The following is a 21389-nucleotide window of genomic DNA, read 5'->3' as shown; positions in this document are numbered from 1 at the left end:
TCGCCCCGCTGGGGCTGGGGGGCGTTTGGAGGGGCATCGATACCTGCGGCTCACGCCGCAGGCTATTCTCTGTCGTCCCTCCGGGACTGGGGGCTGACGTACGAGTTACTCGTACAGCCACTGCACCGGGATGCGGGTGATCTGCGTCGTGTTCAGGCCGCCGGTGCGGCGGTCTCCGGCGCAGTGGCCGAGCAGGACGTGGTCGTCGACGAACGCCATTGCGGTGTAGCAGTACCAGCCGTGGGGATCATCTTCGAGCGTTTTGACGTTTTCCCAGGTGCGGCCTTCGTCGCGGGAGATCGCCGCGTTGTAGGGTGTGCGGCGGCCGCGGATTTCGGGAGTCACGTTGGCGTGGTTGTTCCACACCAGCAGTAAATCGCCGGTCGAGGGGATCCGCTCGATCGTGGCGGGAGAGACGGGCGAGTGGATTTCGGAGGGCTCGAACGCCGTCCAGGTTTTTCCTTCGTCGCTCGAGTAGGAGAGGTACTGGCTGCCGTGCGGCGTGCGGCAGAACATCATGCAGCGGCCGTCCTCGAGCTGGACCAAGCCCGGCTCCTGGAGAGTCAGTCCCTTGCCATCGGCTGACGGGGCGGGAGCCACTTCGCCCGGTTGCCAAGTCTTGCCGGAATCGTCCGAGTAGTGGCAGCGGACGATCCCCTTGGGGTCGAAGCTCTTGGTTTGCGGGTCGTTCGGATGGAGGGCCACCGGGAGCACGATTCGGCCGCTCTGGAGCTGCACGGCGCGGTCGTTGTTCATCACGTTGTATCCTGGTTCGGCGATGCACATCTTCGGCTCGCTCCAGGTCTTCGCTTCGTCGCTCGAAATCCGCATGGCCGGTCGGCAGTCGGTGAGCGAATTTTTCACCAGGTAGAACAGGGCGATATCGCCGTTGTCGAGTCGCAGCAGCGAGACCGACATCACGTTCATGCCCCCTTCGTTCTCGACGATCGGCACGTCTTCTTCGCTCCAGGTTTTTCCGCCGTCGCTCGAGAACCGTCCAGCCAAGTGGGCGGCGGCGTGATCGCTGCCGCCCCCGGTGAAGTGGCTGTAGACGAACAGCACGCGGCCGTCGCGAAGCTCAATAAAGTCGCCTTCGCTGTTCCGAGGATTGTTCTCGGTGGGAGGGAGCAGACGAATTTTGTCGACCCCGGGAAGCTCTTTCGTCACCAGCGAATCGGCGGCGTGGAGCGTGGGCAGTGAAGCGAAGAGCAGGGGCAGCGTCCAAGCGGTGCGGGCCCACGTCCCGACGAGCGAGCATTGCATGGTTTCGACCTCGGAGAGGGGAACAGGAAGCAAGTGAGGCAGTTTTCACTCCGGCGTTCAGCTTAGCTGCTCCAGAGAGGCGGTGGGGTTCCGGATTCTGCGTCCCGAAGGGGCAGCCGAAGTCTGTGACGCCCCTTCAGGGCTTCCGATTCGGTCTGGATCGCGATCCCCAGGGCGACGCTCCGCGGCTTCGCCGCTGCGCTCTGCCCTGGGCTAGTCTGTTGCCACCCTTCGGGCGGATGTAGGATCCCCAGGGCGACGCTCCGCGGCTTCGCCGCTGCGCTCTGCCCTGGGCTGGTCTGTTGCCACCCTTCGGGCGGAGAGAAGGTAAATCCCGCTACTGATTCGGGCGGGGGTATTTGATCGCGTTGCGTTGCATCTTGGATTCGAGGGCTGCGGCGAGGTCGATTTGCAGGGCGGTGGCGAGCGAGAGGAGATACGCCAACACGTCGGCCAACTCGTCGGCCACTTCGCCCCGCTTCTGCTCGTCGCTGGCCGCGGCGAGCGCCTCTTCGGCGGTCGACCACTGGAAGTGCTCCATCACTTCGGCCGCTTCGATCGCCAGGGACATGGCCAGATTTTTCGGCGTATGGAACTCCTCCCAATTGCGCTCGGCGACAAATCGCGCGACCAACCGGCGGAGTTCGAGGATCGTCGTCTGGTGGTCGTTCATGCTGGCGTTCATGCGGCTGACTGCTGCGGCTGGTTTAGGCGGAGCGTTTGTCGGTGGCGAGGGGGCCGGCGGCGAGGGTTTCGGGCGAGGCTTGATCGGCGAACTTTTCGAAGTTGACGCGGAACAGGTCGGCCAGACCTTGAGCCGCTTCGTCGTAATCGTCTCCGTCGGACCAGGCATCGCGGGGCCAGAGGATTTTTGCATCGACCCCCTCGCAACGCTCGGGGACTTCCAAGCCGAAGTAGGGTTCGGTGCGGAAGGATTCTTGCTGCAGCGAGCCGGAGTGGATCGCGTCGATGATCTGCCGCGTCGCCGACAATCGCATCCGTTCTCCGAGCCCATAGCCGCCGCCGCTCCAGCCGGTGTTGACCAGCCAGGCGTGGGCTCCGTGCTGGCGGATTTTGTCGGCCAGCAGCTGCGCGTATTTCATTGGGTGCCAAACGAGGAACGCGGCTCCAAAGCAGGCCGAGAAGGTGGCGACCGGTTCGGTGACGCCCATCTCGGTTCCGGCGACTTTGGCGGTGTAGCCGCTGATGAAGTGGTACATCGCCTGATCGGGGCTCAAGCGGCTGACCGGTGGCAGCACGCCGAACGCGTCGCAGGTCAAGAAGATGATGTTCTCCGGGTGCCCGCCGACGCAGGGGATTTTGGCGCGCGGGATAAAATCGATCGGATAGGCGACGCGGGTGTTCTCGGTGATCGAGGCGTCGTCGTAGTTGACTTCGTGCGTGCCCGAGTCGTAGACGACGTTTTCGAGCACGGCGCCGAAACGGATTGCCGCGTAGATCTCCGGTTCGTTGGTCGGGCTGAGGTGGATGACCTTGGCGTAGCATCCCCCCTCGATGTTGAAGATCCCTTCGTCGGTCCAGCAATGCTCGTCGTCGCCGATCAGCTGTCGGTGGGGATCGGTCGAGAGGGTTGTTTTGCCGGTGCCGCTGAGCCCGAAGAACAGCGACACGTCGCCGCGGTCACCCTCGTTGGCGCTGCAGTGCATGCTGAGCACGCCGCGGTGGGGCATCAGGTAATTCATCACCGTGAACACGCCCTTCTTCATTTCGCCGGCGTACTGGGTGCCGAGGATCACCAGTTCGCCGTTCTCGATCGACAGATCGATGCTGGTCTTGCTGGTCATCTGAGCGGTGTAGGGATTGGCGGGGAACGAGCCGGCGTTGAAGATCACCAGGTCGGGTTCACCGAACTCGGCCAGCTGAGTGGCGGTCGGGCGGATCAGCATGTTGTGCATGAAGAGCGCGTGGTAGGCGCTGCTGGCGATCACCCGGATCTTCAGCTGGTGGCGGGGATCCCAGCCGGCGTAGCCGTCGAAGATGTACAGCCGCCGGCGCGTGTTGAGGTAGTCGATCGCCCGCTGGCGGTTGATGCTGAACGACCGCTCGGTCATGCGGATATTCACGTCGCCCCACCAGATCGAATCGTGGCTGGCCGGATCGTCGACGATGCGTTTGTCCTTGGGGCTGCGGCCGGTCTTGTCGCCGCTGCGGGTGGCGAGCGAGCCGCTGGCCGCAATCACCGCGTCGTGTCCACGAATCGCAAATTCGTACAGCCGTGCTGGGGTTGCGTTGCGGACCACGTCACGGACGTCCAATCCGTACTGGGAGAGATCGATTGCGTTGAGACTCACCGTCGCCACATCCTTTGTGGAAGGAACCATCGTGCGGTACTGCTGCCTGCTCGCAGGGTATCAGAAAACGGCGATAGTCGCCTTTCGCTCCGGGATAGTCGCCTTTCGCTCCGCGAAAGTAGCGTCGCTTTGCGCAACTTTCGCGGAGCGAAAGGCGACTATACAGCTACCGTTCGGCGGTGAAGCGGTAGTTGAGGGTTCGCCCGAGCCCTTGCTGTTCGGCGCGGAGCAACAGCTCCTGGCCGATCAGCTGCTCGCCGTTCTCGAGAAAGAATTCTTGCCGGACCGCGCTGCGGGCGGGGACGGTCAGGCCACGGCGGAGTCGCTGGCGGCCCGGAGCGTAGATGTAGCAGTCGAACCGCTGCGGGGTCGCCGCCTCGACGCTCAGCTCCGGGCGAACGAGCAACCGTCCGTCGGAGAGCAGACGCGTCGTGACTTCGACCTGAACGTCCTCGGGGCCGATCTCCAAATGCCTCCAGACGGTGAACCGCCGCGGCGCGTCCCCTTCGAGCTCGAAATCGATCGCCACCGGTTGGCGGCCGATCGTCGCGTCGGAGCGAAGGAACAACGCGAAGGGCTCGCTTTGCTCGCGGTACGGCTCGGCGACGAAGGGCTGGCTAAAGCGACCCACGTTCCAGGTCGCCGGGGGCCGGATCCGAAACGAACCGTTGAGCAACCCGGGCGCCGGGTTTTGGAAGTGCAGCCGGACCGTCTGCTCGCGACCGAGCAGGCTGTCGATTCGCTGCGGTTCCAGACGGATGCTCATCCGCCACAGCAGGGTGTTCCGGTCGACGCCGACGAGGAACGTCGGTTGCGTCCCAACCTCGATCCGCTGCTCAGTCCGACCCTCGCGCTGCACTTCCTCGACCTCTCGAGTGCGTCCCCAAGCATCGATCTGGCGGACTTCGTCGCCCAGGTAGAGGACTTCGGTCCGCGGTGAGTCGCTCCACAGCACCAGCATCGCGCGGGTCTCGTCGATCAGGGCGACGTTCTGGCTTCCCGCGGGCAACTCGATCGAGCCGATCGGCCGGAGCGGGCCGAGCAGAGCGGCTGCGGTCCGCCACGGGAGCAGCATTTCGCCCGGTGTGCCGTCGCCGCGGAGCAACCCCTGCTGCGGATCGAAGGGATTGGAAACAAACGCGGCCGGAATCTGCTGCTGGCGAACGGTCAACATCCGCAGGATCAGATCGCGAATCCGCTCGCTCCGCGGGTAACGGTCCGCCGGCAGCGGGTCGAGCAGGATCCAGGGTCGCCGCGGCGGAGCATCGCCGGCGGGGGGCGGATTGCTGGGAGCCGCACCGGCGACGGGAGCATCGCCGGCCCCAGCGGCGGTGGAGGGAAGGTTTTGCGAGCGATCGAGGGCCGCGATGTAGGCAGCGATTTCGGCAGCCGTCGGCGGCAGCGCGTCGCTCAAGCAGACCGCTTCCCAGGAGCGGGAGGATTCAGGCGGGAGCGTCTCGAGCCAAGGCCAGCTGAGCACGAGGTTCACCGGGTGCCCGTAGCCTTGCAGCCCGCTGCGAATGTCCGCGATCCATTGGCTCAGCTGCGTGCGGCCGAGAAAGCTGTAGTCGCGTTCTTCGCCGAGCTGCCACCACTGCACTTCGGGACTGAGCCGCGCCATCACCGGCTCGAGCAGCGGAGACCAGCTGCTGGGGTCGCGAAACAGAATGGCGGCCGGGTCGTTCGCGGCGACCGCGAGCTTCGCACACACCGACGGGGGAGGTGCTGCGAGAACGCCCACCGGTTCGATTCCGCGGTCCCGAAAGCGGTGCAGCAGCTTGCCGAGCTCGTCGAGGAGGGCCGGGTCGTCGGGGGAGGTCCAGCAAGGATATTTGACCCAGCTGACATGGCACTGGGCGAGCCAGTCGGGGAGCGCCTTGGGAGGGAGGCCGTGCTGCTCGGCGTCCAGCAGCGACCAGCCGAACGGCCCTCGCCCACCCGGCAGTTCCCCGAGTACGGCCAGCGTGTGGGCGACGTCGAACTGGTCCGGAGGGTAGCCATCGAGCTCGAGTTTGACGCGATAAAAACCGGGGCTGAGTGGCGGCAGCTGCCACTCGGCCTCTCCGCCGAAACCGATGACCTGACGACCTCGCCGCGTTTGCCGCCGGAGCGTGGGGGAGGGAGGAAATTGATGGTGCAGCGGCAGCGAAGCCGCTTGCAGCTCCCGGCCCATCTCGTCCTGGAGGGAGAAGCGAACGGCGGTGACTTGGCTCGGCAGCCCCGATGCGAGGCAGCGAACGCGCGGCCGATCGCCGCTGGCGTAGATCCCGAGCGGCACGTCGCCTTCGGTGCGGATGCGGGGCAGCCGATCGACGCGGAGGTCGTCGAAACCCGCTGACCCAGTGATGTCGGGGGTTGCCCCCGGTTCGAGACGCAGGCGAACGGCGACCGCCGCCGCCGAGGCTGGTGGCGGAATCGGTCCGATTTGCAGCTCGCTCCACTCGGTCGTGCCGCCGAGCCGCTGGCTTTCGACCGCCCGCAGCTCCTCGCCCGCAGCGTCGTAGAAGACGAGTTCGGCCCAGGCCTCGTTGTGCGTCAGTCCCACAGTCCGCAGCCGCAGTCGCAGCCGGTAGTTGTAATCGGCAAACACGTCGACCGTGGGGCTGGTCGTTTGCAGGGCTCCCCCGTCGAGCTCCGCATGGAGGTAGCGATCGACGAACCAATCGCTCAGCGAGGGCGGAAGCGAGGGCAGCCAGGGGAGGTACTCGCGGAGCGGTTGCCAGGATGCGAGCAGGCGGGCGTCGACCTGCCGCATCCGCTCGGCGTAAGCGGCGTCGCGAGGTCGGATCTCCAGCGCCAGATAGCGGGGGTACGCGGGCCCGTCGAGCCGCTTCCAGTGATCCGGAGCACCGTCAAAATTGAGGTCATCGCGGCGGGAAAAGTTCCACTGGGCGATGGCCTCACTACCGCGGACCGGTGGTGCCGAGGCGAGGCAGAGAAACGATAGAATGACCCCCAGCGGCACGCTCCAGCGGACCGCCGGAGCGTTGATTGTCCCTTTCCATTGACCGTTGAACCGCATCGTGCCCGACCTTCGAATTTCTGTGCGTCTCTCCGCTCTGCGTTTGCCACTCAAGAAAGCCTTGCTCGCCGCATCGCGTCTCGGGGCGAGAGGCGTGGAAATTGATGCGCGTACCGAGATGCAGCCTGCGGATTTAACGGATACCGCAACCCGCCAGATTCGGAAGATGATGGATGATCTGAATTTGCGGGTCAGCTCGGTCCGCTTTCAGACCCGGCGAGGCTACGACGTGTTGGCCGATCTCGACCGCCGGATCGAAGCGACCAAGGCGGCGATGCGGATGGCGTTTGCGCTCGGCGCTCCCCATGTGGTGAACCAAATCGGGCGGGTTCCCTCTGATACCGAATCGCCGCGGTGGGAGCAATTGCGAACCGTGATGGAGGATCTCGGCCGCTACGGCGCCCACATCGGTGCGTTTCTAGCAGCCGAAACGGGGACCGAGTCGGGCGAGGATCTGGCGCGGCTGATCCAGGGGCTCGAGAACGCCTACGTTTCGGCGGCACTCAATCCAGGCCAGCTCGTCGTCAACGATTTTTCGGTCGCCGATGCCGTCCGTGCCCTCGGCGCCGACATCGGCGTCGTCGTCGCCCAAGACGGCGTCCAGGACTTGGCACGCGGACGAGGCATCGACGTGCCGCTCGGCCAGGGCTCGGCCGATTACCCGCAAATCCTCGGAGCGCTGGAAGACTTCCGCTACCGCGGCTGGTTCGTCGTCGGACGCCCCGGCGGCGGCGAGGCCGAAGCGGCCGAGGCGGTCGAGTATTTAACGAACCTCTGAGGCAGGCCGAGGGGGTTTTAGTCCCCTCTCCCCCGAATGTTTCGCGACGACAAGTTCCATTGAAATCGACGACTCTACCGCGAACCATTTGGGGGAGAGGGTTAGGGTGAGGGGGCTCCGGCAATGGGGGTGGCCTCCGACGTAAACGCAGATCCTTCAGCAATCGCTCGGTCGGTTCTCGGATCCTCGACGTGCGGCGGTCGGCGAGCCTGCCGCTTATTCAGGCCCCCTCACCCCGTCCCTCTCCCCCAAACAGCCGGCGGCGAAGTCGGTGGCTTCCGATGAGTCTTCGGGTTGCCGGCTGTTCGGGGGAGAGGGGGCAAGAAGGGCTCCGCCCCTTTCCCCTTACGCCTCTGCACGTCCCCGCGTTGACCAGGCGACGAGTGCCGCTCCGAGGAGGACCGCTGCCGAACCGGCGGCGAACCACAAGGGCGGCAGATGGGTCTGCTCCTCGACGCCGATGCCCCAGGCGAGCAGCTCGTCGCGGTAGCGAACCGCCAACTCCAAAAAGCCGTTGTGCGTTAGGTGCAAAAGGATTCCTGGCCAGACCGAACCGGTTCGCCACGCAATCCAGCCGAGAACCACTCCCAGCATCGCCGTCGGCAAAAACCGCTCGAGGAGCAGCGTGCTGCCGGTCAGCACGTGGAATAAGCCGAAGATCACGGCGGTCACGCCGATCGCTTTGGCTGGAGACCCTTTCTCGGCTAGCGCGCTGAACAAGTATCCGCGAAAACAGAGCTCTTCGACGATTGCGGGGGTGACCGCTAAACAGGCCAGGATCAACCACGCGGGAATGGTTCGAAACTCCGCCACCATCGCTTCAACGCGGCTGATCTTCGAAGCATCCAAACCCTGAAGCCCAAACATCTCGGCGATCAAAAACAGCTCATGGGCCCAGGTCCACAGTCCCAGTCCCATGATCGCCGCTCCCAAGACGGCCGCGGCCGGCGGAGCTTGCAGCCGGTAGGTCGTTCGCAAGGTGTCGCGACAGTAGAGGGCGGCCAAGAGCGGCAAGCCTCCAAACACGGCGAACAAGACGAGCGCGTTGACGACGAGCCGCGGGGCGATCTCGGCCGGTGCGAGCTGGGCGAGCAGATTCGAAGCCAGGTAGTACGTGGGGAACAGCAGAGCCAGCGTCATCGCTGCTTCGCTGAGCGAGGGCCGCGGGCGAGGCTGCTCGGGCCGCCGGACTGCCGCTCCGATCGACAGCTCCGACCCGCGGAGCACCGCATCGCTGCCGAACAGCCGAGCGGCGATGGCCAGGGCTGCGGCCGCATAGGCCAGCGTCGAAAGGACCGCTGCCAAAAATGTGACCGCCGTCGCCGAACCCGCCAGGATCTCGCGCGAGAGCAGGATGATGTTCAGCAGCGGAACGACCGCCAACGGACCACTCAGCTCGACCCCCGGCATCAGGCTGAGCACACCCGGGGTGAGCGACAGCAACATCAGCGGAATGAGGTAGGCCTGGGCCTCCTTGAAGCTCCGCGCAAAGCTGGTCAGCGCCAATAGCACGGCGGAAAAGAAGCAGCTGAACAGGACCAGCAGCCCAAGGATCTGGAGGAACTGAAACCAAGGGATCGGCTCGCCCTCGCCGACCAGCAGGGGCAGCAATCCGCCGGCCCAGAGCGTCGTCAACATTGCGCCCAGGTTCGCAATCGCCGTGAGCAGCGAGACGGTGACGACCGCCACGTATTTGGCGAACAGCACCGCTCCGCGAGCCACGGGCGAAGCGACCAGCGACTCCATCGTTCCCCGCTCTCGCTCGCCGGCGGTCAGATCGATCGCCGGATAGACCGCGCCGGTGATCGTCATCAGCACCAAGACCAGCGGAACGATCGCCACCAGCATCGATTCGTGCTCCGCTTGGCCGATCCCCCGGGCTTCGATCTCCAGGCTCAGCGGCGGACGGATTTCGGCGGCGGCAAGCGTCTCGGCGGCGAGTGCCTTTTCAAAGTACAGCAGGCGTTCGGCCAAAATTCGACGGGCTAGCTCGCTGTTCCCGTTGCCGTTGACTGCGGTCAGGGTGACGCGGGCAAACTCGCCGCGGCCGAACCGTCCGCCCCTCCGCTCTCGCTCGGGCGGCGGAGCGTCCAAGTCAACTTCAGCGATGACGTCGATCTCGTTGGTCCGCAGCAACTCGCCGAGCTCTCCGCTTCCGGTCGGAGTGGCGAAGCGAAACTGCGAGAGTTGCCCATCGGCGGCCGCCGAGATCGCTGCGGGAGGCCCGCTTCGCGGATCGAGCAATACCTCTTCGAGCCACCGCCCTTCTCGCTCGCTGGCCACGCCGACGATGAACATCGGCTGGCCGCCAACCTGCCCCGATGTGAGGAGAAAACGGTTCAGCGTCATGCTCAGAACCGGGTAGATCAACAGCGGCATCAGGACCAGCGTGATGATCGTGCGGCGGTCGCGGAGCGTTTCGCGAAGCTCTTTCTGGCAGAGGCGGAGTAGCCGACCGGCGGTGGAACTCATCGCAGCGGCGTCTCGGAGGTGGAAGACGCGTTAGCCGGGCCCGAGAGTTCAGCGGGGTCCACCGCAATGCCCGCCCGGGGTGGGGCGGCGGGAGCGCGAAGCAGGTCGACGAAGATCTCGACCAAGTGGTCGCGGCCGGTCGCCGCACGGAGCTCGGCGAGCGTTCCCTCGTATCGCAGCCGGCCGCGATGCAGCAACCCGAAGCGATCGCACAACCGCTCCGCTTCGTCCAACCGGTGCGTACAGACGACCACGGCTTTCCCTACTTCGCGAAGATGACCGATGTATTCAAAGATGGTCTGGCTGCCGACCACATCGAGACCCCGCGTCGGCTCGTCGAGCAGCATCACCGGCGGATCGTGGATCAGTCCGCGGACCAAGGTTACCCGCTGCCGCTGGCCGGTGCTGAGAGCCCCGGCACGGCGGTCGAGCAATTCGGTGACGCCCATCAACTGCGCCAATTCGTCCAGCCGCTGTCGAGCGACCGGCGGATCGACCGCGTACAGATCGGCGAAGAACAGCAGCATCTCGCGCACGGTCAACCACGGATAGACGCCGTCGCTGGCCGAGACGAAACCAAGCCTGGCTTTGACTTCGTCGGGCGATTCGCTGGTGCGAAAGCCGTCGACCTCCGCATACCCGCTGTCGGGACGCAGCAAACCGAGGATCATCCGCAAGGTCGTCGTCTTGCCGGCTCCGTTGGGTCCGAGCAACCCATACACTTCCCCAGGCTCGACGCGAAACGAGAGCCCGTCGACCGCGCAAATGCGACCCTCCGGCACCGAGAACCACTTCGATAATTCGACGGCGGACAGCATCAGCGGCTTCTCGGCCTCCACTCCTCGTTAAGTGCCCGCACCGGCTCGTTTTTCGGGGGTCGCACGATCAGCCGCGGTTTCGATCAGCCGCAGTTTCGTTTAACGGCAAGCCGCAGGCGACTGCTTTTTGAAACACAGTCGCCTGCGGCTTGCCGTTAAACGATCCTGTTGCTGCTTCAACAAATCGTAGCCGCTGGCGGCCGATCGAGTCGACCCGGGCGCTCTCAGAGCTCGGCGCGGAACACCCGCCGCGGCTCTGGTGGGGCCTCGGCATCGGGATCCCCAGCTTTGGGCAGCCGATCGGGCAGCGGGGCGGGCAACTCTTCAGCTTCGGGAAATGCGTCGCGAGTGTCTGCGTTTGGCCGCCGCGGGGCGGTCAGCCGGGGAGCGGATTTGGAGGGGGCCGTGGATCTCGGGGAGCTGAATTCGGAAGTCGTGAATGGCGAATCGAGCTGCGGTTCCTCTCCCGCTTCGGCCTCGAGGACCATCACCAGGTTCGTCAGCGCGCCGCGCGTATCCTCAAAACCCGTCAACCGCGTCACCCAGGTGAGTGACGAATTGGCAACCACGCCGTCAAAGTTGCCGAGCAGCTCGTGGGCTTCGGAGAGCGAGAGCGGTGCGAGGCTGCGGCTAGCGATCAGGTCGTCGGCCAACTGCTCCAGCTCGACGCAGCGCAGATACTCGGCCCAGATCTCTCCTTGATGACGCCGCTCAAGGGCCAGCCGAAGCCGAAGAGCCCCGTCCCGCAATCGCTCGGCGATCCGCGTCGGATCGGTGCCACTCGTCGGCACATCGCTCCACTGAAGCGGTTCCTCGAGCGGTTCCTGGCCGGGGAAGACTTCGGAGAAGCTGGGGATATCAAATTGCGGGGCAGGTGGCCGCTCGATCTCCGGAAGCGCCGGGCGGTAGACGCTCTCCGGAATCGGCCCGCCACGAAGCGAGCCGCCGTCGAGCGGAGCGGCCAGGATCTCGCCGTGCGGCTGGTCGAACCGCGGTGGTCGAGGGTCTTTGGAGTAATCGCGGTGGTAGCCACGAAAATAGGGAGCGTGAAAGTCGCGATAGGGGACCGCGTGCCCCGGCGGGATCGGCGCATAGCCATAGCCGTGAGGAGCCAGGTAATAGCGGTCGGAGGTATCGATCGCCGTCAGCGGAGCGCGGACACGAGTCCCGCCATAGGGACTCACGTCGACGCTGACAAAGGGAACCCGCACGCTGACGCCTCCCAGAGGCCCGATGCGGAGAATCTGGGCGTCGGCGACCGCGGGCCAGGCGAAGCACAGCGCAGCAGCCCCCACTAGAGTTTTGAACATCGCTCGAGTGCCAATCAGAGAAGTCGTGAGGTAACTTCTTCCATTGTAACTCAGCAAATTGCCCGGGGAGAGCGTGCGAAACATTCAGACTTTACCCAGCACCCTCCTGCCGGGAGGGTCGGGCTGGGATGGTGAAAAGCCCGGAGGAAAAGGTCGCCAGAAGTAGAAACGGCACGTCAAGATCTCACCCTCCCGCTTGCGGGAGGGTCGGGCTCTTATGCCCGGGGAGGGCAATGGGTTTCGGCACGAACTCTCGATTGGGACGTTAGAAAACAGCCCAATTCGTTGAGGAAAAAGGGCCGCGCGCACTCCTCACGCGAGCGTCTACCGGCCCCTCCCCACTCGTTCCTCGCGACCCTCCCGGGGGGAGGGTGACGTTCAGGCCCCTACTCCTGCTCGGCCTTTTCGCCTTCGGCTTCGGCTTCTTCTTTGCTGTCGCCGTTGGCTTCGGCTTGGAGGTCATCGAGGAAGCTTTGGAAGCGGTTTTTCATCGGGCCTTCGGCCAGCTTGACCGCTTGCTCTTCGGCGGCGATCGCTTCCTGGAGTTTGCCTTGGACCTGCAGCAACCGGGCGAGCGTGTCGTAGAGGAACGGTTTGCCCGGTTCCTCGACATCCTTCACGGCTTTCTTGAGCTTGTCGACCGCCAGCGAGACGACCGCGTCGTCGGGCTTGCCGCGCTGGGCGAGCGCGATCACGATCGCCGATGATTGGTAGATCTGGACCGGGTCCTCGCCAGCGTCCTCGAGCATCTCCTTGACCATTTCGCTGACTTGGCCACTCATGCTCGGATCGCTCATCAGCGCCCGCAGCTTGTACTGCTTGAGCATCGACAGCGAGTCTTCCGAATCGGTAGCCTTGATCCGCTCGTCGAGCAGGGCGACCGCTTCGGACGTTTTGCCGGCACGCATCAGCTGCATCGCCTTGGTCAACGCCAATTCGTTGGCTTGCTTTTCCTTGAACTCCTTGGCGAATTCCTGGCGATCCCAAGAGCCATCGACGACCTGGGCGAGCGGCTCGTCCATGCTCATCGGGTGCCCAATCCACTCGATCAATCCGCTCTTGCCGACGATGAACGCCGTCGGGATCCCGTTCTGACCGGCCGCCTGCATGTAATCCTGGTAGGCCGATTCATCCGGGTCGGTGGTCAGGGTGTAGGCGCTGGTCAGCTCGCCGAACGTCAGGTCTTCCTTGTCGGGAACCGGCTTTTTCAGGAACGTTTGGACCGTCTCGAGTTCCTCGTTGCTGATGCTCACCAAGCGGACATTTTGGTCGGCGTACTCGCGCTGCAACTCGGCCAAGTGCGGCATGCTCTGGATGCACGGTCCGCACCAGGTCGCCCAGAACTCGACGATGTAGGTCTTACCCTCCTCGAACTTCGTGACCGGCTGAAACTTGTCGTCGTCCTTGTGCAAGTAGTGCTCGATGTCGAGCGGCGGTGCTTTGGAGCCGATCGTCAGCACTTCGGCGGCTTCGGCCGAGTCCTGAGCGGGGGCCGGGTTGGCGGCGAAGAGGGCCGTTCCCGCAACGCCCGCCCAGGCCACACAAACCGCCAAGCGGTGGAAGTAACGTTTCATCGTCTGCTCAGTTTCGTTTGGAAGGAACGGCCGAAAAGGTGGGAACTCCAGCATCACCACAGCCGCGGATCGAGTCACCAGAGCTCAGCCGACAAAGCTCCGCTCGCAAACTCCGCGTCCACACCGGAATCCGTTATTGTCTCGCGGAGGGAGCCGAGAATCCACCAGAGGGAAATCAAGCGGCTCGCCTTTTGCCAAATTCGCGTCTCCGGAGGCGGAGACCGGAATCCGGTGTCCGGTGTCCGGTGTCCGGTGTCCGGTGTCCGGTGTCCGGTGTCCGGTGTCCGGTGTCAGGTGTCAGGTGTCAGGTGTCCGGTGTCAGGTGTCAGGTGTCCGGTGTCAGGTGCAGGAAGAAACTGAGGTTTCAAATCTGAGATTTCAAATTCTGATCTCCCGGCTCCCGGCTCCCGGCTCCCGGCTCCCGGCTCCCGAAGATCCGCGGCAAATCCTATTCCTCCACTTCTGAAGGGACCGTTGTGGCTACCAAGCTGTCGATCATCGGAGCTGGGCACGTCGGTGCGACCACGGCGTTTGCTGCCGTAATTCGCGAGCTGGTCGATACGATCGTGCTGGTCAATCGCACACCGGAAAAGGCGGAAGGGGAAGCGGCTGACCTCCGCCATGCTGCAGCGCTGGTGGGACGCTCGATCCATATCCATGCGGGCGGAGTCGAGGCGACGCGGCACAGCGACGTGCTGGTGCTGACCCACAGTGTGCCGACGAAGCAGGATTTCAAGAGCCGGCTCGAACTAGCCGAGGGGAACGTGGAATTGTTCCGCGAGACGATTCCGTCGTTGGCTGCGGCGAGCCCCGGGGCGGTGATCATCGTCGTCACCAACCCGGTCGACGTGATGACCTATGTGACGTGGAAGCTGAGCGGATTTCCCGCCTCGCGAGTGATCGGCACCGGCACGCTGATCGACAGCGCGCGGTTCCGCTCCTACCTGTCGGATCATCTGCAGATCCATCCGGACGATATCCGCGCGTACATTCTCGGCGAGCATGGCGACACCCAGTTTCCGGCGCTCAGCATCGCCGCCACCGGCGGGCGGACGCTCGACGCCGATCCGGAGATCGAGAGCTTGTTTGCCCGGACCCGGGCGGCGGGGCTGGAGGTTTATCACCGCAAAGGTTTCACGAACTTCGCGATCGCCATGGCGACGGCGGTGATCATCGAGTCGGTGATTCGCGACAGCCGCCGGACGCTGCCGGTCAGCACCTTGATCGAGGGCTTTCAGGGAGTCCACGATCTATGCCTCAGCGTGCCGGCGATCGTCGGCGCCGGCGGCGTGCTGCGAACGCTCAATCCGGCTCTCTCGGCGGCCGAAGGCGAGAGCTTCCGAGCCTCAGCCGCCGAGATCCGCAAGGTCCTCGACGCCTGCTGGCCCTAGTCACCCTAGTCGCCTTTCGCTCCGCGAAAGTAGCGTCTGCTCACCCTAGTCGCCTTTCGCTCCGCGAAAGTAGCGTCTGCTCACCCTAGTCGCCTTTCGCTCCGCGAAAGTAGCGTCTGCTCACAACTTTCGCGGAGCGAAAGGCGACTATGCCTCAATCTTCCGGCTCGATCTGGTAACCGCCTCGCCGGGCGCGGAACATCGCCGCGGTGAGCAGCCCGCCGCTGTAGAGCAGCAGGATCAGCAGGTGGGTCAGCGGATGGGCATCGGTGAACAGCATCTGGTACTGTTCGCTCCGCTCGCTCAAGTCGAGTTCCATCCACTGCACGAGCAGCGAGAGGAGCCGAAAACCGACGGTGAAGCGATTGATGGTCGCCGGGATCAGCGACAACGCGCCCTCGACCAGCACGATGTAGAGAATCGCCACGACCATCGCCCGCCGTTGGATCAAGGTGCCGATGAACGTGAACAGGGCTCCATAGGCGAGCACGGCTAAGAATGCCAGCGCGGTCAGCACGCCCCAGGTCCGGAGCCCATGTTCGAGCTCGGCGACGGGCACGGCGAGCGTGGTCGCCGCGACCGCCGAGGTGAACGACCAGAGGATGGCGACGGCGTACTTGCCGAGCACCAAGCTGCCCGGGCCTTGCGGACGCGTCGCCACGTACAGCCAGGTGCGGGCTTCGATCTCGCTCTGGACAGCCGGCGTTGCCCAGAGCAGCAAGCCGAGCACGCTGGCGACTCGCACGATCAACAGAAACAGCAGCGCGATCATCGCTTCCTGGGAGTACCCAGGGCTCATCGTCTGCGCCGCTCGCAGCTGCGTCAGCAGGATCAGCGCCATTGGGAACAGCGCGACCAACAGCCACAACGCCAGCCGGCCCGCCGAAAGCGAGCGTCGCAGCTCAAACCGCAGCACCCCAAGCGGGCCCCAAGGATTCATCCGGCGTACCCTCGGTGGCGACGGGTCAACACGCTGAACAGCGCCGACAATTCCCCTTCCGCCCCGCTCATCCGCTCGACATGCAGTCGATCGCTGCCGATCCAGTGAGTGACGTTGCGATACAACTCGCCCGCCCGCCGGGCTTCGATCCGCAGGGTCAGCCGATCCGGAGACAATCGTACGCTGTCGACCCACGGCTGATCGGCTAAGCGACCGGCCAAACGATCGACGTCGCGGCCGTAGAGCGTCACCTGCTGAGGAAGTTCGGCGACCAACTCCCGCAGCTCGTCCGCCGTTCCGCTGGCCAACAACCGGCCGCCGTAGATCAGCAAGAAGGCATCGGTCACCGCTTCGACTTCGGGCAACACGTGGCTGGCCAGGATCAGCGTCTTGCCCTGACCGATCCAATCCTGCAGCAGCTCGGTCATCTCAAACCGACCGATCGGATCGAGCCCGTTGAAGGGTTCGTCGAGGATCAGCAGATCAGGCTCGTGGGCGATCGCCTGAGCCAGCTTCACCCGCTGCCGCATCCCCAGCGAGAACGTTTCGATCGGCCGGTGCATGACCTCCTTGAGCCCCGTGCGAACCAGCGCCGATTCGGCTCGCTCGGCCGCGGCACGAGGCGAGTAACCCTGCAGCATCATCATTTCGACCACCCAGCCTCGTGCCGACGTCCGGGGCAAGAGCAGCTCGCTCGCCGGACATAAACCGATCCGCCCAAGCACATGCCGATGGCGGCAGGGATCGACTCCAAAAATCCGCACCTGCCCACGGCTCGGCCGCAGCAGGCCGGTGATCAGCCCGATCAGCGTCGTCTTGCCAGCCCCGTTGGGACCGACCAACCCGTACGCCCCCGAGGGGAGCGAGAGCGTCATGTCGTTGACCCCGATCACCGTCCCGTAGAGACGCGTGATCCGCTCGAGCTCGATCACCGGCGGAGGCACGTCGGCCGGGGGAACCACCGCCGGCTCAGGAGCGGTTGCCGGAGGGGCGTGGGGAGTTGCTTCCATCAATGCCTCAAACTCTCAGTGGCCTCAAACACGCAATTGGCTGGCGATCCGGTAGTGGGAAACGATCACCGCGGCGATCGTCACGACCGACACCAGGAGGATCGCCGAGAGCGGATCACTGCCCGTCGGGAGCGCCCCAAAAACGGCCGCCTGGATCTCGCCGAGGACGTGGTAGGGAGAGACCAAGCGAACGCGGTCGTCGATCAAGATCGCCGGCCCGGCCGCCGCCAGTTCGCTGCTGGTCAACGTCCCATAGGCCACCCAGCCGAGCGCCCAGGTCGTGAACCAGGCGAACGCGGCATAGCGACTCTCGGTCGTGAACGCGCTGTACAGGATCGCCAGCGCCGCGGTCGGAATCGCCAGCGTCGCCGAGGCAGCGACGATCCGCAGCGGCATGTCCCAGGTCTGGAGGATCGTCGAGGTGTCGGGGCTCAGGGCGAGCCCGATCGCGTACACTCCGAGCGCCGGCACCGTGCAGGTCATCGCCAACAGCACGATCAGGACCATCGCTTTGCCGAGCATGTACTCGGTTACCGACAGCGGCCGCGAGAAATACAACAGATACGCACGGCTCCGCAGGTCGTAACTGATGATCCGCGGCGCGACCATGCCGAACAGAACCACCATGTTCAACGACTGGGGGTAGCGGAAGAACGCCAGCAACAGCATCGCCCAAATGTCATGGCGGGCTTCGAGCGGATCGGCCATGATCCGAGCCGAGATGTCGGGGCGGTTGAACATGTTGGTAAACACCCCGGCGAGCAGCTGACGCCACTCGAAATTCTGCAGCGATTGCTCGTAGGCGAAAAAGCTCAGCCCCACCGGAATCGAAGGCAGCCACGCGAGCATCAGTAGCCGCCGCAGCCAGGGGGCCCGCCAAACCAGGTGGAGACTGGTCGAGCTGATCGCCAGCCAACGGAGTGGTCGAACCGAGCGAGCGCCCGCCCAGCGACGGTACCCGAGGTCAATGATCGGCATGGGAAACCTCCGCTGCCGCGAGCTTGCTCGATTCCAGGGCGCGCGGTTCCAGTTCACCGGAAGCGGCGGCCTCGCGGACGGCGTCGACGAAGGTCTGTTCGAGCGACGCCCGGGCCGGTTCGAGCTTGCGGATCGCCGCCCCGACTTCGTTCGCCCAGCCCCAGACGCGGGGAGCGTCTTCCGGCTCGAGCCCAACGATCCGCAGCTCGTAGGGGGGACGCCGCGTGGTCGCGATCCCCTCGGCTTGGACCCGGGCTTCGAGCCGCTCGACCCCTTCCTCCACCCAGAGATTCAACTCCGGCGTCGCCGGCCGACTCATCGATTCGAGGCTCGCCGAGAGCCGGACTCGGCCAGCGACCAAGATCACCACCGCATCGCAGACTTGCCGGACGTCGGGGAGGATGTGGGTCGAGAGCAGAATCGTCTTGCCGAACTTTTTCGCGAGCACGCCGATCCGGTTGAGCAACGCCTCCCGCTGCCCGGGATCGAGCCCCGTCGTCGGCTCGTCCAAAATGATCAAGGGAGGATCGTGCACCAGGGCCTGAGCGAACTTCAGCTTCTGCCGCATCCCGGTCGAATACGTCTCGACCTGCCGGTACCGCTCCTGGCCGATGTCGCAAAAGTCCATCACCTCGTGAGCCCGGCGGAGCGCTTCGAGACGCGGCAACCCCGAGAGCCGACCGCCGAGCTGCACCGATTCGACTCCCTGCAGCCCCGCCACATAGCAATCGTCCTCCGGCAGATAACCCACCAGGTCGCGAATCGCTCGCGCCGACCGAGGCCAAGGGTGCCCGAGCACGTGTCCGTCACCCGACTCGGTAGCCACCAGCCCCATCAGCGATTTGATCAGGGTGCTTTTTCCCGAACCATTGGGACCGAGCAGCCCGGTTACGCCCGGCTCAATTCGCAGCGAAACACCCCCCAGGGCCAGCCGTTGCCCATAGCGTTTGTAGACGTCGTTCAGCTCAATTACTGCTGCGTCGCTCAAGCATCACCTCGCGTGTGTCCCGGGCCACTATAACCGCCGCGTCCGATTTCGTCCGCCCACGGATCGAGCTTGTGATGAAACGCGGCTGCGGCGCAACAGTTTCCCACGCCGCGGACCGAATTGGGCCCGAGGCTAGCGCCTACGGCTCAACGGACACTTAAAATTGCGCCTGCGGCGGATTTTATCGATCGCCTCACAAAACCAGCCTACCCCGTTCCTCCGGAGGTGCTCCAATCGATTCTTCGCAACGTCGGACGCTCCGAGAGAGGCTCACTTCGCTGCTGAGTTTTCGCGCCACCGTTGGCCGCCGCGAGTATGCGGCGGTCGGCGTGGGGCTGGCGGTACTCAAGTACGCGGTCGAAGCGGCGGTGATCGGCAGCTTCACCGGGAAGAGCTACACGCCGCTCGATTTCGTCAATCCGCTGCTCTCGAGTCGCGCCCACTTCACGGCCGACGCACCGGCGTGGTTCGGGATGGGCTGGGTCCTGTGGACGCTGCCGTTTCTGTGGATCGCGGTCTCGATGAGCGTGCGGCGGGCCAGCGACATCGGCATCTCGCCCTGGTGGGGACTGGTCGTGTTGGTGCCGTTCGTGAACTTGGTCGGGATGTGGGCGTTGGCCGCGGCCCCGACGCGGCTGGTCGTCCCGCGAACGCCCGAGGAGCAGCAGAAAGAGGAGCAGCAGGCGGCTGAGATTCAGCGAGCCTGGAGTCCCCCGGCTACTGCCTCGGAGCTCCCTCCGGATTACGTGTCGCCGCTACAGCCGGTCTATGCCGCCTTGCTGGGCTTGACCGCCGGAGTGGGGTTCATGGTGGCGATCGTGCTGCTCAGCGTCTTCGTGCTGTCGAGTTATGGAGCGGTGCTATTCTTTGGTTCCCCAATCATCGCCGGAGCAGTCAGCGCCTACCTGCTCAACGCCGGCTCGCCGCGCGGCCTCGGGATCACAGTGCTGCACTCGCTCGCGACAATCACTGTGGCCTCGCTGGGATTTTTGCTGTTTGGACTCGAGGGTGCGATCTGCATCGTGATGGCGATCCCGATCATGGCGCCGCTGACGATCTTTGGCGCCGTCATCGGCTACAGCATTGCGACGAGCTTGGGACGTCCGGAGCAGAGCGAGCGCCCGGGGATGCTGGGCTGCATGATCCTGCTGCCGGTGATCGCGGTGGTCGAAAGCCGACTTGAGCCGCAGCCGACGATCGAGATCATGACTCCGATCGTGATCGATGCTCCGCCGGAGCGCGTCTGGGGGCACGTGATCGCTTTCTCCGAGATCGAGAGCCCGCCCGAATGGTTCTTTCGGATGGGGATCGCTTCGCCGCAGCGGTCACGGATCGAAGGGACGGGAGTGGGAGCGATCCGCTACTGCGAATTCACCACAGGGACGTTCGTCGAACCGATCACCGTCTGGGATCCGCCCCACCGACTGGCGTTCGACGTCACCGAGCAGCCAGAGCCGATGTTCGAGCTGACCCCCTACCGTCACATTCACCCGCCGCATTTGGACGGGTCGTTTCGGAGTTTGCGAGGAGAGTTCCGCTTGATCGCGCTGCCCGATGGCCGGACGCGGCTGGAGGGCCGCACCTGGTATCAATTGCGGATCCATCCCTTATCCTACTGGACGATCTGGACCGACAGCATCGACGACCGGATCCATCTCCGCGTTCTCGAGCACATCCGCGACTTGTCGGAAACGCCCTCCTCCGAAGTTCCCCTTCTGCACTCCCCCCATGCGCAAGACTGAACGCGCCGAGCACGTCCGCCGGCGGCTCGGTGAACTCTACCCCGACCCTCCGATCCCGCTCGACCACCGCGATCCGTTCACGCTGCTCGTCGCCGTGCTGCTCAGTGCCCAGTGCACCGACAAGATGGTCAATCGCATCACGCCCGAGCTGTTTCGTCTGGCCGACACGCCGCAAAAGATGCGTGCCCTGGGAGCCGAGAAGATTTTGGAGATCATCCGGCCGCTCGGGCTCGCTCCACGAAAAGCGGTCGCGCTGGAAGGCTTGGCCGGGCGGCTGATCGACGAGTTCGGCGGACGCGTCCCCGAAAATTTTGAAGACCTCGAGTCGCTCCCCGGCGTCGGCCACAAGACCGCCTCGGTCGTGATGGCGCAAGCTTTTGGACATCCCGCCTTTCCCGTCGATACCCATATCCACCGCTTGGCCCAGCGGTGGGGACTGTCGAGCGGCAAGAACGTTGCCGAGACCGAACGCGATCTCAAGCGGTTGTTTCCGGTCGAGTCGTGGAACGACCTGCACTTGCAGATCATCTACTACGGCCGCGAGCACTGTACGGCCCGCGGCTGCGACGGCACGGTGTGCGAACTCTGCCGCACGCTCTACCCCAACCGCCGCCGAGCCGTGCAGCATAAGAAGGCGTAGGGTTTGGGAAACGTGAGCCGCAAGGCGCTAGCCGCGGGTTATACATCAGCCGCCGGGCGCTAGCCCGGATATTTCATCCGCTGATGGATTTTAGGCTCGGGGCGGCTGATGCGGTTGGATTTTACGAGAAGAGGCGGGCGGGCGGGGTGGC

16 protein-coding genes are annotated in these 21389 nt (G+C 64.7%); 4 read left to right on the top strand and 12 right to left on the bottom strand.

The features are described 5' to 3' along the window. Nucleotides 1-105: 105 nt before the first annotated feature. From GNK13_RS11090 to GNK13_RS11075, 4 genes are all read right to left on the bottom strand, one after another. Nucleotides 106-1263 (bottom strand): sialidase family protein, encoded by a 1158-nt coding sequence (locus GNK13_RS11090; RefSeq protein WP_164102589.1) that lies wholly within the window; start codon nt 1261-1263, stop codon nt 106-108. Between the two features lie 337 nt (nt 1264-1600). After that, on the bottom strand, nt 1601-1948 hold the full coding sequence (locus tag GNK13_RS11085; protein WP_235935052.1) for a nucleotide pyrophosphohydrolase: 348 nt from the start codon (nt 1946-1948) through the stop codon (nt 1601-1603). Between the two features lie 22 nt (nt 1949-1970). Next, a complete protein-coding gene (gene pckA / locus GNK13_RS11080) occupies nt 1971-3605 on the bottom strand; it encodes a phosphoenolpyruvate carboxykinase (ATP) (RefSeq protein ID WP_164102588.1) in 1635 nt (544 codons plus the stop codon). A gap of 136 nt (nt 3606-3741) precedes the next feature. Next, entirely contained in the window at nt 3742-6597 is a 2856-nt protein-coding gene (locus tag GNK13_RS11075) for a hypothetical protein (protein WP_164102587.1), read from the bottom strand. Nucleotide 6598: 1 nt separating this feature from the next. Between GNK13_RS11075 and GNK13_RS11070 the strand changes: the two genes are divergently transcribed. Further along, nucleotides 6599-7375: a sugar phosphate isomerase/epimerase family protein gene (locus tag GNK13_RS11070; RefSeq protein WP_164102586.1), complete on the top strand. Its 777-nt coding sequence runs from the start codon at nt 6599-6601 to the stop codon at nt 7373-7375. Between the two features lie 345 nt (nt 7376-7720). Here GNK13_RS11070 and GNK13_RS11065 read toward each other — a convergent pair whose 3' ends face one another. From GNK13_RS11065 to GNK13_RS11050, 4 genes are all read right to left on the bottom strand, one after another. Next, nucleotides 7721-9847 carry an ABC transporter permease subunit/CPBP intramembrane protease gene (locus GNK13_RS11065; RefSeq protein WP_164102585.1) on the bottom strand — a complete coding sequence of 709 codons (2127 nt, stop codon included), beginning with the start codon at nt 9845-9847 and terminating at the stop codon, nt 7721-7723. Next, on the bottom strand, nt 9844-10665 hold the full coding sequence (locus GNK13_RS11060) for an ATP-binding cassette domain-containing protein (RefSeq protein WP_164102584.1): 822 nt from the start codon (nt 10663-10665) through the stop codon (nt 9844-9846). The genes GNK13_RS11065 and GNK13_RS11060 overlap by 4 nt, the downstream gene beginning before the upstream one ends. 224 nt (nt 10666-10889) lie before the next feature. Beyond that, the gene (locus tag GNK13_RS11055; RefSeq protein WP_164102583.1) at nt 10890-11975 is read right to left on the bottom strand and encodes a hypothetical protein; all 1086 of its coding nucleotides are present in this window, start codon (nt 11973-11975) and stop codon (nt 10890-10892) included. Between the two features lie 386 nt (nt 11976-12361). Further along, entirely contained in the window at nt 12362-13549 is a 1188-nt protein-coding gene (locus tag GNK13_RS11050) for a TlpA disulfide reductase family protein (RefSeq protein WP_235935050.1), read from the bottom strand. 476 nt (nt 13550-14025) lie between these two features. Here GNK13_RS11050 and GNK13_RS11045 point away from each other — a divergent pair, with 476 nt between their 5' ends. Next, complete coding sequence (locus GNK13_RS11045) at nt 14026-14940, top strand: malate dehydrogenase (RefSeq protein ID WP_164102582.1); 915 nt, start codon at nt 14026-14028, stop codon at nt 14938-14940. Nucleotides 14941-15094: 154 nt separating this feature from the next. Here GNK13_RS11045 and GNK13_RS11040 read toward each other — a convergent pair whose 3' ends face one another. From GNK13_RS11040 to GNK13_RS11025, 4 genes are read right to left on the bottom strand one after another with little or no spacing between them, the layout of a single operon-like run. Continuing rightward, a complete protein-coding gene (locus GNK13_RS11040; RefSeq protein ID WP_164102581.1) occupies nt 15095-15880 on the bottom strand; it encodes a hypothetical protein in 786 nt (261 codons plus the stop codon). Continuing rightward, the gene (locus GNK13_RS11035) at nt 15877-16890 is read right to left on the bottom strand and encodes an ABC transporter ATP-binding protein (RefSeq protein WP_235935048.1); all 1014 of its coding nucleotides are present in this window, start codon (nt 16888-16890) and stop codon (nt 15877-15879) included. Before GNK13_RS11035 ends, GNK13_RS11040 begins: the two co-directional genes overlap by 4 nt. A gap of 24 nt (nt 16891-16914) precedes the next feature. Next, nucleotides 16915-17868: a hypothetical protein gene (locus GNK13_RS11030; RefSeq protein WP_164102580.1), complete on the bottom strand. Its 954-nt coding sequence runs from the start codon at nt 17866-17868 to the stop codon at nt 16915-16917. Continuing rightward, on the bottom strand, nt 17855-18856 hold the full coding sequence (locus tag GNK13_RS11025; RefSeq protein ID WP_164102579.1) for an ABC transporter ATP-binding protein: 1002 nt from the start codon (nt 18854-18856) through the stop codon (nt 17855-17857). The genes GNK13_RS11030 and GNK13_RS11025 overlap by 14 nt, the downstream gene beginning before the upstream one ends. A gap of 233 nt (nt 18857-19089) precedes the next feature. Here GNK13_RS11025 and GNK13_RS11020 point away from each other — a divergent pair, with 233 nt between their 5' ends. Then, complete coding sequence (locus tag GNK13_RS11020; protein WP_315852984.1) at nt 19090-20598, top strand: SRPBCC family protein; 1509 nt, start codon at nt 19090-19092, stop codon at nt 20596-20598. Then, a complete protein-coding gene (nth, locus tag GNK13_RS11015; protein ID WP_164102577.1) occupies nt 20585-21238 on the top strand; it encodes an endonuclease III in 654 nt (217 codons plus the stop codon). The genes GNK13_RS11020 and nth overlap by 14 nt, the downstream gene beginning before the upstream one ends. Nucleotides 21239-21389 lie beyond the last annotated feature (151 nt).

It is taken from the genome of Candidatus Laterigemmans baculatus (assembly GCF_010367455.1).
GTDB lineage: Bacteria > Planctomycetota > Planctomycetia > Pirellulales > Pirellulaceae > Laterigemmans > Laterigemmans baculatus.
Note: the sequence above shows the minus strand (reverse complement) of the source record. Positions and strands in the feature narration are given on the sequence as shown.